At 36.2% G+C, this 15,355-nt stretch carries 11 protein-coding genes; 5 read left to right on the forward strand and 6 right to left on the reverse strand.

What is annotated here, in order from left to right:
* The 4 genes from LBU54_RS06340 (at window position 1) to LBU54_RS06355 (ending at window position 3,624) form a co-directional block, all read left to right on the forward strand.
* Window positions 1–612 (forward strand): V-type ATP synthase subunit D, encoded by a 612-nt coding sequence (locus LBU54_RS06340; RefSeq protein ID WP_224527394.1) that lies wholly within the window; start codon window positions 1–3, stop codon window positions 610–612.
* The gene (locus LBU54_RS06345) at window positions 609–2,432 is read left to right on the forward strand and encodes a V-type ATP synthase subunit I (RefSeq protein ID WP_224527396.1); all 1,824 of its coding nucleotides are present in this window, start codon (window positions 609–611) and stop codon (window positions 2,430–2,432) included. Before LBU54_RS06340 ends, LBU54_RS06345 begins: the two co-directional genes overlap by 4 nt.
* Before the next feature lie 41 nt (window positions 2,433–2,473).
* A complete protein-coding gene (locus LBU54_RS06350; protein WP_224527399.1) occupies window positions 2,474–2,938 on the forward strand; it encodes a hypothetical protein in 465 nt (154 codons plus the stop codon).
* 122 nt (window positions 2,939–3,060) lie between these two features.
* Entirely contained in the window at window positions 3,061–3,624 is a 564-nt protein-coding gene (locus tag LBU54_RS06355) for a hypothetical protein (RefSeq protein ID WP_224527402.1), read from the forward strand.
* 24 nt (window positions 3,625–3,648) lie between these two features.
* Here the strand turns inward: LBU54_RS06355 and LBU54_RS06360 are convergent, their stop codons facing one another.
* From LBU54_RS06360 to LBU54_RS06385, 6 genes are all read right to left on the reverse strand, one after another.
* A complete protein-coding gene (locus LBU54_RS06360; protein ID WP_224527405.1) occupies window positions 3,649–4,392 on the reverse strand; it encodes a succinate dehydrogenase/fumarate reductase iron-sulfur subunit in 744 nt (247 codons plus the stop codon).
* 8 nt (window positions 4,393–4,400) lie between these two features.
* On the reverse strand, window positions 4,401–6,311 hold the full coding sequence (locus LBU54_RS06365; RefSeq protein WP_224527408.1) for a fumarate reductase/succinate dehydrogenase flavoprotein subunit: 1,911 nt from the start codon (window positions 6,309–6,311) through the stop codon (window positions 4,401–4,403).
* 80 nt (window positions 6,312–6,391) lie between these two features.
* Window positions 6,392–10,051: a phosphoribosylformylglycinamidine synthase gene (gene purL / locus LBU54_RS06370; RefSeq protein ID WP_224527412.1), complete on the reverse strand. Its 3,660-nt coding sequence runs from the start codon at window positions 10,049–10,051 to the stop codon at window positions 6,392–6,394.
* Between the two features lie 134 nt (window positions 10,052–10,185).
* Window positions 10,186–11,046 (reverse strand): fructosamine kinase family protein, encoded by an 861-nt coding sequence (locus tag LBU54_RS06375; RefSeq protein ID WP_224527415.1) that lies wholly within the window; start codon window positions 11,044–11,046, stop codon window positions 10,186–10,188.
* Window positions 11,047–11,057: 11 nt separating this feature from the next.
* Entirely contained in the window at window positions 11,058–12,923 is a 1,866-nt protein-coding gene (locus LBU54_RS06380; RefSeq protein WP_224527418.1) for an endonuclease, read from the reverse strand.
* A 26-nt stretch (window positions 12,924–12,949) separates the two neighbouring features.
* Window positions 12,950–14,161: an RsmB/NOP family class I SAM-dependent RNA methyltransferase gene (locus tag LBU54_RS06385; RefSeq protein WP_224527420.1), complete on the reverse strand. Its 1,212-nt coding sequence runs from the start codon at window positions 14,159–14,161 to the stop codon at window positions 12,950–12,952.
* 99 nt (window positions 14,162–14,260) lie between these two features.
* Between LBU54_RS06385 and LBU54_RS06390 the strand changes: the two genes are divergently transcribed.
* The gene (locus LBU54_RS06390) at window positions 14,261–15,343 is read left to right on the forward strand and encodes a WD40/YVTN/BNR-like repeat-containing protein (RefSeq protein WP_224527423.1); all 1,083 of its coding nucleotides are present in this window, start codon (window positions 14,261–14,263) and stop codon (window positions 15,341–15,343) included.
* Window positions 15,344–15,355: the final 12 nt, after the last annotated feature.

Raw genomic sequence — 15,355 nt, forward strand, 5'->3', positions numbered from 1 at the left:
ATGGCAGACAAGATTTTAATGAATAAAAACACCTTGGCTGCCTTGAAGATTGAATTGAAAGGTTACAGAACAGCGTTACCTGTCTTTGAAATGAAGGAACAGCAGTTAAAGGAGGTGATTACCACAATTGAAACTGCTGTCGAACGCTTGGAAGAAGCCATTGAAACTGCTAATAATGAGATTAAGGAATGGGCTGCAGTCATGGCTGAACCTATTATGTCTTTGGAAAAGTTGGTTTCAGTAAAAGAACTCAAATCTACAACTCGTGAAATAGCAGGTGTTATTATTGAACAATTTGTTGATATTGAATTCGAAGAAAGTAATGTTGATCTCTACGAAACACCACTTTGGGTTGATACTGCTATCCAATCTAGTAAAGACCAAACAACGAACTATGAAATATTAAAACTAGAATTGAAAAATCTAGAAAATGTAAGAGAAGAATTGGCAGAAGCACGACGCATGAAAAATGCATTAAAAGAGGTCTTTATACCAGAAACACAGCATAACATTCGAAAAATAGAGATTTATTTAGGAGATGTAGAGCGTCTTGCCATAGGTTGTGCTAAATTGGTTAAGAAGAAAAAGCAAGTTAAAAGTGAAGTAGTATGATTGTACGCATGAAGGAAATACTACTCTTTACGACTGCCAATACAGTTGATGAAACGATACAAAAGTTGGGCGCGTTAGGTGTTGTTGATATTAAAGAAGTTAATTTACCAAATAGTGATTCAATAGAGCGCTGTAAAATTGAAATTGATGAAACCAAGGAAGCTTTAAAACTACTCAAAGAACACGAACTATCTGAAAATTCAGGTACTCAGGAGTTTGATCCTAACGGCAAAGACCCAAAAAGGTTAGTAGAGCGTCTTTTAAAGTCTAAAATTGTAAAGCAGAATATATTAAGTAGCATTAATGACATAAACGAGAAGTTAGCCTTCTATAAAATCTGGGGAGATAACCTTAACGAAAAGGATTTAAACTTTTTAGAAAAAAATGGCATTTATGTAAGGTTATACCGAATAGATAAATCACTTTTAAAAACACTTCCAGATGATAAGGTAATTTTATCCTTTGATGAGTTTGAAAATAAAATTCCAATTGCACTTTTTTCACAAGTTAAGAACGAAAAGCTCATCTATAAGGAAGAAGAAATACCCAACTTATCCTATAAAAGTTTAATGGACATCAAGGCGCGAAAACTGCGTCAATTTGTGCAATTGACAGCATTTCTGGATGAATATATGAGCTATCAATCGGTATTGGAATCCTACGAACAATCATTACAAAAAAGATTGGCTTCTGAAACTGCAATTGATGGGATGGGAGACATACAATCAAAAGTCAAGTATCTTCGAGGTTTTATTCCAAAAGACGAGGTTACAGGATTTAAAAAATTTGCAGAACAAGAAGCCTTAGGTTATGTCATTAACGAACCTACCAATATGGATGAGGTGCCAGTATATATCAAAAATCCAAAATGGATTAGTATAATCAATCCAATGATGAAGTTTATCGATATAGTTCCTGGCTATAAAGAAATAGATGTATCTATTTATTTTCTAATTGCATTTGCTTTGTTTTTTGCCATGCTTGTAGGTGATGCAGGCTATGGTGTTATATTCTTAGTGTTAGCCATTATTTTTAGGAGGAAAATGGTACCACAACTTCGTACATTGATTTATGTATTAAGCGGTTCTACAATCATTTGGGGAGTTTTGAGTGGCACTTATTTTGGCGCTGAGCAAATTGCACAATTACCATTCCTAAAGGAACTAGTAGTGCCAAATATTTCAAGTTTTGGTGTAGACAACGTCAATTTTATGATGCATTTGTCCTTCTTAATAGGTGCTATACATTTAACGGTAGCCCATGGTATACGCGTGTTTCAATTTATTAATTCCATTAAAGCACTTAGTGAAGTTGGGTGGATTTCATTGGTTTGGGGACTTTATTTTATTACGGAACAATTGGTACTGGGTAAACCTGCGCCAAGTTGGTATATTTGGTTGTTTATAGTAGGAGCAGGGTTGGTTATTTTGTTTTCTAAAGAAAGTAACAGCTTCTTAAAAAGCATGGGTGCATCAATTGCCAATTTACCTCTGAGTTTAATAAGTGGCTTTTCTGATATTGTATCTTATGTAAGACTTTTTGCCGTGGGTATGGCTACAGCAGCTGTGGCCGCAAGTTTTAACAATATGGCTTTACCTGATGGCATTTCAGGAATAGGAATACTTGATTTTATAATGGCTGTCATTGCACTATTATTAGGACATACATTGAATATAGCATTGGCATTAATGGCTGTTATGGTACATGGTATTAGATTGAATATGCTTGAATTTGCAGGTCATTTAGGTGTGCAGTTTTCAGGCGAGGCCTATGTGCCATTTAGACTAGATGTATCAGAGTCAACTCAAGAGACGAATTAAAGAATATAAAAAGAATAACACTATTTTAAAACCAGATAATTATGGGAATTTTTTCACTTATACAAACAACAGTTGAAGGCTTAGGAGACATGGGAATGTCTCTTAGTATTGCCGCAATCGGTTCGGCTATTGGTACGGGTATAGCAGGAATGGCAGCCATTGGTGCTTGGAAAAAAATGATAACAAATGGTCAAAAAGCTGCTACTGCATTATTAATTTTTGTTGGCGCACCCTTGTCCCAAGTTATTTACGGTATGATACTTAAAAATCAAATCGCTGACGCTAATTTGAATCCTGATTCCTATTTGTGGCAGATTATTATTGGCTTGTTTGCCGGAGCAGCTATGGCAGGTTCTGCGATTTTTCAAGGTAAAGCAGGTGCAAGAGCCTGTGATGCTATTGCATCTGGAGCTAATGATACAGCCAAGTATATTATGATAATCGGTGTTGTTGAAACTGTAGCACTTTTTGTTATGATTTTTACCATGACTGGATTACCGAGTTAAGGTTCCGTCTTATTCCGACCTTACAAGAACAAAGTTCCTTAGATGGTTTGGATTAGTTGCCAATTTACCTTTTGAGTCAAGACCAACTAAACAAAGTAAAGCAAAACTGAAGACTAAAAATTATGAGTAATCAGTCACTAAAGTATGGTTCGTTAGGCATAGTATTAGTAAAATTCTCTCTGCTCTACGTGTTACTTTTGTTTCTTGCGTCTCTTGCAGGTCATGGTATTTACGACTTTATTTCTGGTAACGCCTTTGATTATCATAGCATTGCGACCTCACTTTTGTTTGCTATAGTAGTTTCTTCTATTACAGCATTTATATATAGGAATATGATTAAGGATATATTTAGTTTTTTAACTACTGAGCATATCGAAATTCCTCATAACCGAAATATTTCAAAAGTGGTAATGGCAAGCAAATCATTTCAAATAGATAATCTAATAGCGACACTTCAAGATATGGGGATGCTGATTACCTATTTAAATCGCGATAAAAATATTATTAAAATGAGGCAAAGGCTTATTTTTCTTAATGGTTGTGGAGCACTGTTATATTATAATAAAAACACCGAGGAACTAACGCTAATAAGCTTTTCCCTCTTTGAAAATACTCTCAATGATTATTCTAAAAAAGTAAAACAGTTTAGTCAGAAACTGAATAATAAACTTAGTCTACAAAGTTGAGCTCAAGCACTGGTTATCTTTTTCTTAGCCAAACAATTTTGTTCGCATCCAGTTGGCGTTCATCTCAGCAATATTTTTAATCGAGATTCCTTCTGGACATTCTACTTCGCATGCTCCTGTATTGGTGCAATTTCCAAAACCTTCTATGTCCATTTGATAGGTCATCTGTTTTAGGCGATTAGAGGATTCTGCCTTGCCTTGTGGTAAACTATTTAAATGATTTATCTTCGCAGAAGTAAATAGCATGGCCGATGAATTTTTACATGAAGCAACACAAGCGCCACAGCCTATGCATGCCGCTGCGTCCATTGCTTTATCAGCAATTTCTTTTGGTATTGGAATAGCGTTAGCTTCAGGTGCTGTACCTGTTTTAGAACTTATATAGGCACCTGCTTCAATAATCCGGTCAAATGCCGAACGGTCGACAACCAAATCTTTTATTATTGGAAACGCTTTTGCGCGCCATGGTTCTACTGTAATTGTCTCGCCGTCCTCGAAGCTGCGCATATGTAATTGGCAAGTGGTCATATTTGGATGGGGTCCATGTGCACGTCCATTAATAAAAACGCCACATTGACCGCAGATACCTTCACGGCAATCATATTCATAGGCTATTACTTTTTCATCCTTTAAAACAAGTTGTTCATTAAGATGATCTAAGGCCTCCAAAAAAGACATATCTTCAGTTAATCCTTCGACGTCATAAGATTTAAATCCACCTTTAACATTTGGATTGTCCTGTCTCCATATTTTGAATGTTACTTTCATCAAAAATCTTATTTATAACTACGTACCGTAGGCTTCACAAATTCAAATTTCAATTGTTCCTTGTGTAGATTGAATTTGCCATTATCATATTCCCATGCCGAGACAAATGAGAATTCATCATCAACCCTTAATGCTTCGCCTTCGTCAGTTTGATATTCTTCCCTAAAATGTGCACCACAAGATTCTTCGCGTTGTAATGCATCCGTGCACATTAAAAGGCCTAATTCAATAAAATCTGCTAATCTATACGCTTTTTCTAATTCGGTATTCATCTCATATTGATCGCCAGTCACTTTAACGTCCCTCCAAAACTCCTCTTTTAGGGCTTCAATATTAGAAATAGCTTTCTTAAGACCTTCTTTTGTCCTGCTCATAGCACATTCGTGCCACATAATTTTACCAAGTTCGCGATGAAAATGATCTACTGTCTTGGTTCCATTTATTGAAAGAATTTTATCAATATGTGCTTGTGCTTCTTTTTCGGTTTTCTCAAACTCAGGATGGTCAATTGTAGGATGGTCTGCTTTGATCTCATTGGCCAAATAATTATTTATTGTATTTGGTAGAATAAAATACCCATCAACACTGGCTTGTAATAAGGAATTAGCACCTAACCTATTTGCGCCATGATCTGAAAAATTACATTCACCAACAGCATATAGGCCAGGTATGGTGGTCATTAATTCATAGTCTACCCAAAGGCCACCCATAGAGAAATGAGCTGCTGGAGAAATTAACATTGGAGTGGTGTAGGCATCAATCCCAGTTATTTTCTTGTACATATTAAACAGGTTACCATAGCGATCTTGGATGGTTGTTAAACCGAACTTTTCAATAGCATGTTTAAAGTCTAAATAAACTGCATTTTTGAGTCGGCCTACACCATAACCTGCATCGATGCGCTCTTTTGCGGCTCTTGAGGCAATATCTCTTGGTGCAAGGTTTCCAAAGCTTGGATAACGTCGTTCAAGATAATAATCGCGTTCATCTTCAGGAATTTCATTGGCTTTTCGTTTATCATCTTTTTGTTTTGGGACCCAAATGCGTCCATCATTACGCAAAGACTCTGACATTAATGTAAGTTTAGATTGCGCTTCACTTGATTGTGGTAAGGCTGTTGGGTGAATCTGCGTAAAACTTGGCGCCGCGAAAAAAGCACCTTTTTTGTGGGCCTTCCAAATGGCACTGCCATTGCATCCTATGGCCAAAGTAGACAATCTAAACACCCTAGAATAACCACCAGTCGCTAAAACCACAGCATCTGCTGCATAACGTTCTAATTGTCCTGATACTAAGTTTCTAACTATTATGCCTTTTGCTTTTCCATCAATTACTACCAGATCTAACATTTCACTTCTTGGAAACATTTGAACCTTTTTGGCCTTTATCATTTTATACAATTGCGAATAGGCTGCCAATAAAAGTTGTTGACCTGTTTGTCCACGAGCATAGAACGTACGTTGCACTTGTACACCACCAAAACTACGGTTAACCAATGTTCCCCCATATTCTCTGGCAAATGGAACACCTTGTTGAACGAAATGATCAATTAGTGGAGCAGATAATTCTGCTAGACGATATGTGTTGGCTTCTCTTGATCTAAAATCGCCACCTTTAAGTGTATCATAAAACATGCGATACACACTGTCTCCATCATGCTGATAATTCTTTGCTGCGTTAATACCTCCTTGTGCAGCTACCGAATGTGCACGCCTTGCGGAATCTTGATAGCAAAAGCATTTTATATCATAGCCTAATTCTGCCAAAGTAGATGCAGCGCCTGCACCACTTAAACCAGAACCTACTACTATTACACTAAGTTTTTTTTTATTGGCAGGATTAATGAGTTGGGATTTCAACTGATAGTTGCTCCATTTTTTCTCAAGATCACCTTCAGGAATTTTTGGATTTAGTCGCATAGTTTACCTATTAAAAGTAAGTAAATCTATACAGATTTCAAAACAAAATCATGCTGTAATATTGAAAACTATATAAGCTATTATTTCAGGTTCTCAATCCACTTTCTTGCATTGACAAATGCTTCTAGCCAAGGCGAAACCTCGTCTTTTCTTCCTGATGGATAATTTGCCCAATTCCACTGGAATGTTGACCGTTCTATATGTGGCATGGTTACCAAATGACGACCCGTTTTATCACAAAGCATAGCTGTGTTATAGTCTGACCCATTTGGATTGGCAGGATAACCTTCATAACCATATTTAGCCACAATGTTATACTGATCTTCAGCATAAGGTAAATCAAACTTTCCTTCGCCATGTGATATCCAAACTCCTAAGGTAGAACCACTCAAGGATGATAGCATAACAGAGTTGTTGTCTTCGATCTTTACGGATGTAAAACTACTTTCGTGCTTGTGAGAATCGTTATGCACCATTTTACCATGATACTCATGTTCAGGGTAAATTTCTTCGAGCTCCATAAATAATTGACAACCATTACAAATACCTACCGATAGAGTATCTTCTCGTTCAAAGAACTTTTGGATCACCTCATTTGCTTTTGCGTTGTATTTAATGGCACCTGCCCAACCTTTTGCAGAGCCTAAAACATCACTATTACTAAAACCACCAACCGCACCAAGGAACTGAATATCATTTAGATTTTCCCTTCCTGAAATTAAATCGGTCATATGGACATCCTTAACATCAAATCCTGCTAAATACATAGCGTTTGCCATTTCACGCTCTGAGTTACTTCCTTTTTCCCTTAAGATGGCTGCCTTTGGTCTCGTTTTACCAACAGAAGGTATTTTACCATTAAAATGATCAGGGAATTTATAGGCAAGCGGTTGATTCCTGTAATTATTGAAACGGTCTTTTGCCAATTTGTTTGCCGTTTGCTTTTCATCTAGCAAATAAGATGTCTTATACCACACATCTCTTAAGCGTGAAACAGTCATCGTGTAAACTTCGTTGCCATTAATTACACCCAAAACATCACTTTCTTTAACCTCTCCAATCTTATGGAAGTCTATGCCTGCATCTGAAAGATCTTTTTCTATGGAATCATTTGATGATTGGATTACGACACTTGCATTTTCAGCAAAAAGTACCTTAAAGCCATCTTTCTCGCCTAAATCCGTTAAATCGATTTCAGCACCTAGATTATTTTCGGCAAAGCACATTTCTAAAAGCGTTGTAATCAATCCACCAGAGGCGACATCATGACCTGCAACAATTTTATCTTGTTTTATCAAAGATTGTAGGGTATTAAATACAGTCTTGACATAACCAGCATCTAACACGCTAGGTGTATTATTTCCAATTTTATTGTTAATCTGAGCAAAAGAACTTCCGCCAAGTTTATAGGAATCTTGGGATATGTTGATGTAATAGATACTACCTTTATTTTTTTGTAAGACAGGTTCTACCACTCGTGTAATATCGTTGCAATTACCAGCCGCAGAAATGATAACAGTTCCTGGAGCAACAACATCACCTTCAGGATACTTTTGTTTCATTGAAAGTGAATCTTTCCCTGTAGGAACATTAATGCCTAATTCAATTGCAAAATCAGAAACTGCTTTTACAGCTTCGTATAATCTGGCATCCTCACCTTCATTTCTGCATGGCCACATCCAATTTGCAGATAATGACACACTCTTTAATCCATCTTTAAGTGGTGCCCAAATAATATTTGTCAAGGCTTCAGTAATTGAGTTTCTACTGCCCGCAACTGGATTTATCAAACCAGAGATAGGAGAGTGGCCAATAGAAGTTGCAATACCTTCCTTTCCTTTAAAGTCTAGAGCCATTACTCCAACATTATTTAGAGGTAGTTGCAAGGCACCAGTACATTGTTGTTTTGCAACTTTACCACCAACACAACGGTCTACTTTGTTGGTTAGCCAATCTTTACAGGCAACAGCTTCAAGTTGTAAAACTTGGTCCAAATAGTCGTAGAAATTATCTGTATTATATGAGATACCTGAAAAGGTTTTATCAAGCTTTGAATCGGTCATAATGGTCTTTGGAGAACTACCAAACATATCTTCTAAGGCCAAATCCATAGGTTTTTCGCCAGTTGTTTCGGACTTAAAAGTAAATCGATCATCTCCAGTAACATCACCAACATCATAAATAGGTGAGCGCTCGCGATCTGCAATTTTGTGCAAGAGTTCTAAGTGATCCTTAGATATAACGAGTCCCATTCGTTCTTGGGATTCATTACCAATAATTTCTTTAGCGGAAAGTGTTGGATCTCCTATTGGTAGTTTGTCTAAGTTTATTTGACCACCAGTATCCTCTACAAGTTCAGAGAGACAATTAAGATGTCCACCAGCACCATGGTCATGAATAGAGACTATAAAATTTTCGTCACTTTCAACCATGCCTCTTACGGCATTGGCAGCGCGTTTTTGCATTTCTGGGTTAGAACGTTGCACGGCATTTAGTTCGATTCCACTATCAAACTCACCTGTGTCAGCAGAAGATACTGCTGCACCTCCCATACCAATGCGGTAGTTGTCGCCTCCAAGTATAACTATTTTATCACCTTGTTTAGGTGTATCCTTTAATGCTTGATTTTTTTTACCATATCCAATACCACCAGCAAGCATTATCACCTTGTCAAAGCCTAGTCTATCATTTTGTTCTTGGTGTTCAAACGTTAAGACGGAACCGCAGATGAGTGGTTGGCCAAATTTGTTTCCAAAATCAGAAGCACCATTACTTGCCTTTATCAGAATGTCCATTGGTGTTTGATATAACCATTTACGTTCAGGAAAGGCTTTCTCCCATGGACGCTCTTCTTCCAAGCGCGAATAAGAAGTCATGTAAACAGCTGTTCCTGCTAACGGTATTGAACCTTTTCCACCGGCAAGTCTATCTCTAATTTCTCCACCAGAACCTGTTGCAGCTCCATTAAATGGTTCTACAGTAGTTGGGAAGTTATGTGTCTCTGCCTTTAAGGATATAACAGATTTAAAATCTTCCGTTGTATAGTAATCCGGAATATCGGCACGCTTTGGCGCAAACTGTTTAACTACAGGACCATCAATAAAAGCGACATTATCTTTGTAAGCTGAAACAATTGAATTTGGATTTGCTTCAGAAGTCTTCTTAATTAATTTGAACAATGATGTAGGCATTTCTTCGCCATCAATAACGAAGGTGCCATTAAAAATTTTATGTCTACAATGTTCAGAATTGACCTGTGAAAAACCAAATACTTCAGAGTCGGTCAAAGGACGACCAATTTTTTTGGAAACACCTTCCAGATATGTTACTTCTTCTTTGCTCAGGGCCAAACCTTCTTGTTGATTATAAGCTTCAATATCGACAATATCTTTGATGGCTTCAGGTACAACTTTTATTGTATAAATCTCTTGATCTAGCCCGTTGTACTTTTCAGAAATCATCGGATCAAAACCTTTAAAATCTTTTTCAACCATTGTGAACTCTTCAATTCTTACAATGCCATCAATACCCATATTCTGGGTAATTTCCACGGCATTGGTACTCCATGGGGTGATCATTGCAGCTCTAGGACCAACAAAAAAAGCATCTAACGATGCTTGTTCTATTTTAGGTTGGTTGCCAAACAACCATACTAATTTTGATATTGTTTCTGTTGAAAATTCTCTTGTTGCTTGAACAGCAAAAACTTTACTGTTTTGGTTTCCAAAGAAATGAATCATTTATGTCTCAGGTTTGGTGTGAAAATTAAAAACACAAAGTTAATCTAAATTGTGATATACCTTCAAGAAAAATAAATTCAAATACCTAATTATTCAACAGGTTTTAAACAATAAGTTCGACCAAAGAGATAAAGTTAAAAGTGTTTATTTAAAACACGTTTTACAGAGCTGTAATACGAGGCACCAAACATATTAAGGTGCACAAGTAAATAATACAATTGATAGATTTCTAATCGTTTCTGGTAGTGAGCGGTTATTGGATTTTGAATGTGATAAGCATTATAGAAACTTATATCAAACCCACCAAATAGCTTGCTCATAGCGATATCAATTTCTGCATGCCCAAAATAAACAGAAGGATCAATTAAATAAGGTGTGCCATCGGTGGCAATCAAGAAGTTTCCGTTCCACAAGTCACCATGAAGTAATGTAGGTTTGATGTCTTGACAAATGGTTTCTAAATATGATTTTATTAGCTCACTAGAAGGTATTTCGGAATCTTTTAATAGTCCATTATTAGAAGCTAATTTAAATTGAATTCCTAACCTCTGTGAACCATAAAAATCAATCCAACTATTCGTAAGATTATTTTGTTGCTTGAGCCTTCCAATAAAATTATTATAATCTAATCCAAAACTAGCTGATGAGTGCTTATGTAGATTTGCTAATTGAAGTCCTAGTCTTGAAAAATCAGCTTTGGTAGGTGATTTAGACGTGACATATTCCATGAGGATATATGAAATGTCATTGTGTACTCCCGAATCGTAAACCTTAGGAGTCTTAATGGTTTCGGTATTTTCAATGAGATGAAGCCCTTTGACTTCAGCTTGAAACATTTCATTCGAAATTTTCACAGGACCACACTTTAGAATAAAAGACGTTTTGTTCTCTGTATCTAATTTGTAAACAGAGGATGTGTCACCACCAGAAAGAGGTCGTGAGTCAATTATAGACATATTAAGAAAAGACTCAAGATGTCGTTTTAAGTCTTCCATCAATAAGATTATTAAAGACGCACCAATTTATAGGTTTTACTTTGGCTACCCGAAGTGAATTTGATCAGATAAATACCTTTTTTTAAATCGCTGATATTGATTTGACTATTTAAAACTTTACCTTCTGAAACTTTTTTACCTAAAATTGAAAAAACTTCAAAATTCAAATTAAAGTTTGATCTCACTTTCAGTATGTTCCCGCTTAAAGGATTTGGATAGATTTTTATTGGAGTAGATTCAAATGTCTCAATATTGAGAACTTGTGAATGACTACCAAGACCAGAGCAATCATTTATTGGTAGAATATTCCACTCAGCGCTGTTGTAAGTGGTTGTTGGGAATTCTACAGATTGCTTTCTTTGTAAAGTAACGTTTTCGGCAAAATCGCTACTATCGCCTTCTATACCTATAATGTCTATTAAGACATCATTGTTAAATAAGCCTATTGCATCATTGCCATTAAAAGAGGTTATCGTGTTATTAACATCATCTTGCTGAGGTTGACAAGAACTATCTAGACCACTATTGGCAACTATAAACACATCACCATTTGCAATTATCGTATTTGGGAAGGAATACGTTGTTCCGAAAGGGTTTCCATTTGACCCTAATTTCAATGTATAATCAGACAGATTGACTGAACTACCTGTAAAGTTTGCAATTTCTAGTGCCTTATTTGTCCCAGAACCTTCAACATATTCAGAGAAGAATAAATCGTTAGTTCCGCCAGAAGAATCTAAAGTCGTTGCACAATCTTGATTACTAGAAGCCGATGTATTCATGGCCTCATCCCTTGCAAATACTGTGAAACAGTATTCTGTATTAAGAGCTAATCCTGTTATTGTGGTACTGGTTCCTGCAACGCTTTCTGAAAACGAACCACCAATGTAAATATCATAAGCAGTGACTGCAACATTATCTGTAGAAGCTGTCCAGCTTAGATCAATCGTACTTGTAGTTGGGTTAGCAGCCATTAGATTTGTCGGTGCTGTTGGTGCTTCGGTATCTGGTGAAGGATTCCAAATCATTGATGCGTATTCAGGATGATCCACAAAGGGATTTGCATTGCCTTGGAAATTATAGGCTTCGTTGTTTCTGTCAATTTCTCTCTGATCAACAGGATCTACATTATTATGCCAATCTAAGAGTAAATCGATTGCCCATGTAAAAAATACTTCATCATTTGTGCCATTGAACATATCGAAACTTGTGTAACCATCGACTGTGTCCTCATATCTTACCGCAAAATAGAGTAGCGCTCTAGCAATATCTCCTTTAAACTCATCTATTGGTTCAAACATATCTCCTGAATATCCGCTAACATCGCTATTGCCACGTTTAGAACCATTTAAAGAGGTCCAAAGGTCCGGGTCACTAATATCAACAATACCAAAAGGCAATGACCCTCTAAAGTTATTTACTCTGCCATCTGTTGGAATGACGTGGTGAATGTCACTTTGCATCGGGAATGCACTGTTAAATGATGATTGTGGTACTAAATGCTCCCTATTATAACAATCGCCTTCAGCCGTTTGGTTACCACATTGATTGATGATGTCATGTGTATAGTTGTAAGGGTCTGCACCAATCGGATTTTCGGAGTAAAAATCTAGTATAGTGCCATCATTTTCATAATTGGTTCCACCCGTAACATTAAGGTCGGAATGTGTGTCTTCATACCCATTTGAACCAGTGATTCCATTACCATCGTACAACTGATCATAAGTTCTTGCGATATGACCGTTTGAAACAATATTTTTTAATTCGGTTTTAAGTGCAAAACCACTAAGGCCATTAGCACTATCGTAATAATTTGCTGGAATTTGCGCATATACTAGGCTACAAGTGAATAAAAATAGAATGTAAAGCTGTTTCATATAAATTAATCTGATTAAGATTTGGATTAATTCTTTTCTAATAAAGCCATGTAAAAACCATCATAGCCTGATTGATGTGCAAGAATTCTTTTGTCTTTCACAAATTTAAAATCTTTTCCTGCTTCCGAAGTTAAGAAATTATCAACTTGTTCTTGGTTTTCTGACGGTAAAATAGAACAGGTTGCATAGACCATTTTGCCACCAGGTTTAACCATTTTAGAGTACTTTTCTAATACTTCAGTTTGCACTTTTTTTATGTTATCAATAAACTCTGGCTGTAATTTCCACTTTGCATCAGGATTTCGTCTTAATACGCCAAGTCCAGAACATGGTGCATCTATTAATAACCTGTCTGCTTTACCATACAGTTTTTTAATTGGTTTTGTTGAGTCAAGAACTTTCAATTCTACATTGTGAATGCCATTTCTCCTTGCTCTTACCTTAAGTTTCTTTAATTTACTTTCATAGACATCCATTGCAATGATCTGACCTTTGTTCTCCATTAAGGATGCCAAATGTAGCGTCTTGCCACCAGCACCTGCACAGGCGTCCACAACTTTCATGCCTGGTTTTACATCTAAAAAATCAGCTACTAATTGCGATGACGCATCTTGAACTTCGAACCAACCATCTTTAAATGCTTCGGTTTTAAAAACGTTAGCACGTTCTATTAATTTTAAAGCACTTGGATAATTAGGTAAAAATTCTGTTTCAATACTTTCAGATTGAAGCTTTAATTTTAAATCCTTTTTATTGGTCTTTAAAGTATTTACGCGCAGAATTACTTCTGCTTGCTCATTCTGTTTACAAATTTCCTTAGACCATGTTTTTTCCCCTAATTCTTTAAGACCCAAGTCGTCCATCCAATCTGGAATAGATTCGCTGTACTTTCTAATTTTAGAAAGCTCATCGAATCTTCCTTTAATCTTTCTGGTTGGTGTATCAGAGAAATATTTCCAATCTGGTAATCTAATGCCTTTAAGTGTTGCCCAAACAGCAAACATACGCCACAGATTATCACGATCAAATGGTTCTTTTACATGAGCAATCTCTGCATAAAGTCGCTTATATCTAACAATTTCATAAGTCGTTTCGGCAATAAAACCTCGATCTCTGCTTCCCCAACGTTTATCACGTTTTAGCAATTGTTGTACTACTTTATCGGCATATTCATTTTCATTGAAGATTTTGTGTAATCCATCAATTACTGCAAAGCATAAGTTTCTGTGTAGTCGCATTATAATTAATTAGGCAGGCAAAGGTACATAAATGTTTAATTGCTAAAAGGTTTATCAGGTTAATCATTAGACTTTTCTATTTTTATGAAAAATAACTCTATGAGAACGATACTATTCTGTTTTGTTATGCTTTTTTTCTTTTGTTGTAAAGACGAATATAGTAGGCCTTCTAATGTTGCACTGGTAGAAATTGAATCTATTTACATCGATTCTACTTTAAATATAAGAGCTTTAGAATTTAATGATGAGTATATTTTTTATGGTAGTTCTAGTCATATAGGTAAGCGTGATCTCATTGGGCAATTCAAAATAAATTTAAATAATTTTTCCACAGAAAATGGAAGAGAACATTATAAGAATATTTTAACATATAATGCTAAGCCCCTTCATTTTAGAGCAATTGAAGAAGTTAAAGGTGATTTGTTTGCCTTATCTATTGAGAATCCAGCAAGACTATATAAACTTTATAGAAAAGCGAGAGAACCAAAATTGGTCTACGAAGAAGTTAATGACAACGTTTTTTATGATGCTATGGCGTTTTGGAATGACAAAGAAGGTATTGCCATTGGTGACCCAACCGAAGATTGCATTAGTATTATTATAACTAGGGATGCTGGAGAATCGTGGTCAAAAATAAACTGTATTGATTTGCCAAAAGCTAAGGAGGGTGAAGCGGCTTTTGCAGCTAGCGATACTAATATTGCTATTGTTGGTGACAACACTTGGGTAGCAACTGGAGGTGTGGCAAGTCGAGTGTATTACTCATCGGATAAGGGTGAAAGTTGGGTAGTATTTGAAACTCCTATAATTCAGGGTCAATCTACAACTGGAATGTATTCTATTGATTTTTATGATGAAAAGAATGGCTTTGCTATTGGTGGTGATTATACAAAACCTAATGACACATTGGCAAATAAAATAAGAACAGTAGATGGTGGTAAAACTTGGCAAATAGTAGCCGATGGTATTGGTCCAGGTTATAGAAGTTGCGTACAATATGTGCCTGGTAGAGATGCAAAAGAATTGGTAACAGTTGGTTTTAAAGGAATAGATTTTTCAAATAATTCTGGAGAGTCTTGGACGCACTTGAGTGATGAAGGCTTCTACACCATTAGGTTTTTGAATGATTCTGTTGCTTATGCTGCGGGAAAGGGTAGAATAAGTAAATTAACTTTTAGATAAAAAAAGGAAGCG

This window comes from Winogradskyella alexanderae, from assembly GCF_020166335.1.
Lineage (GTDB): Bacteria > Bacteroidota > Bacteroidia > Flavobacteriales > Flavobacteriaceae > Winogradskyella > Winogradskyella alexanderae.

Bases quoted from the DNA above. Each gene is read 5' to 3' on its own strand.
- LBU54_RS06340 (WP_224527394.1), top strand. From the start codon at position 1: ATGGCAGACAAGATTTTAATGAATAAAAACACCTTGGCTGCCTTGAAG.
- LBU54_RS06345 (WP_224527396.1), top strand. From the start codon at position 609: ATGATTGTACGCATGAAGGAAATACTACTCTTTACGACTGCCAATACA.
- LBU54_RS06350 (WP_224527399.1), top strand. From the start codon at position 2,474: ATGGGAATTTTTTCACTTATACAAACAACAGTTGAAGGCTTAGGAGAC.
- LBU54_RS06355 (WP_224527402.1), top strand. From the start codon at position 3,061: ATGAGTAATCAGTCACTAAAGTATGGTTCGTTAGGCATAGTATTAGTA.
- LBU54_RS06360 (WP_224527405.1), bottom strand. From the start codon at position 4,392: ATGAAAGTAACATTCAAAATATGGAGACAGGACAATCCAAATGTTAAA.
- LBU54_RS06365 (WP_224527408.1), bottom strand. From the start codon at position 6,311: ATGCGACTAAATCCAAAAATTCCTGAAGGTGATCTTGAGAAAAAATGG.
- purL (WP_224527412.1), bottom strand. From the start codon at position 10,051: ATGATTCATTTCTTTGGAAACCAAAACAGTAAAGTTTTTGCTGTTCAA.
- LBU54_RS06375 (WP_224527415.1), bottom strand. From the start codon at position 11,046: ATGGAAGACTTAAAACGACATCTTGAGTCTTTTCTTAATATGTCTATA.
- LBU54_RS06380 (WP_224527418.1), bottom strand. From the start codon at position 12,923: ATGAAACAGCTTTACATTCTATTTTTATTCACTTGTAGCCTAGTATAT.
- LBU54_RS06385 (WP_224527420.1), bottom strand. From the start codon at position 14,161: ATGCGACTACACAGAAACTTATGCTTTGCAGTAATTGATGGATTACAC.
- LBU54_RS06390 (WP_224527423.1), top strand. From the start codon at position 14,261: ATGAGAACGATACTATTCTGTTTTGTTATGCTTTTTTTCTTTTGTTGT.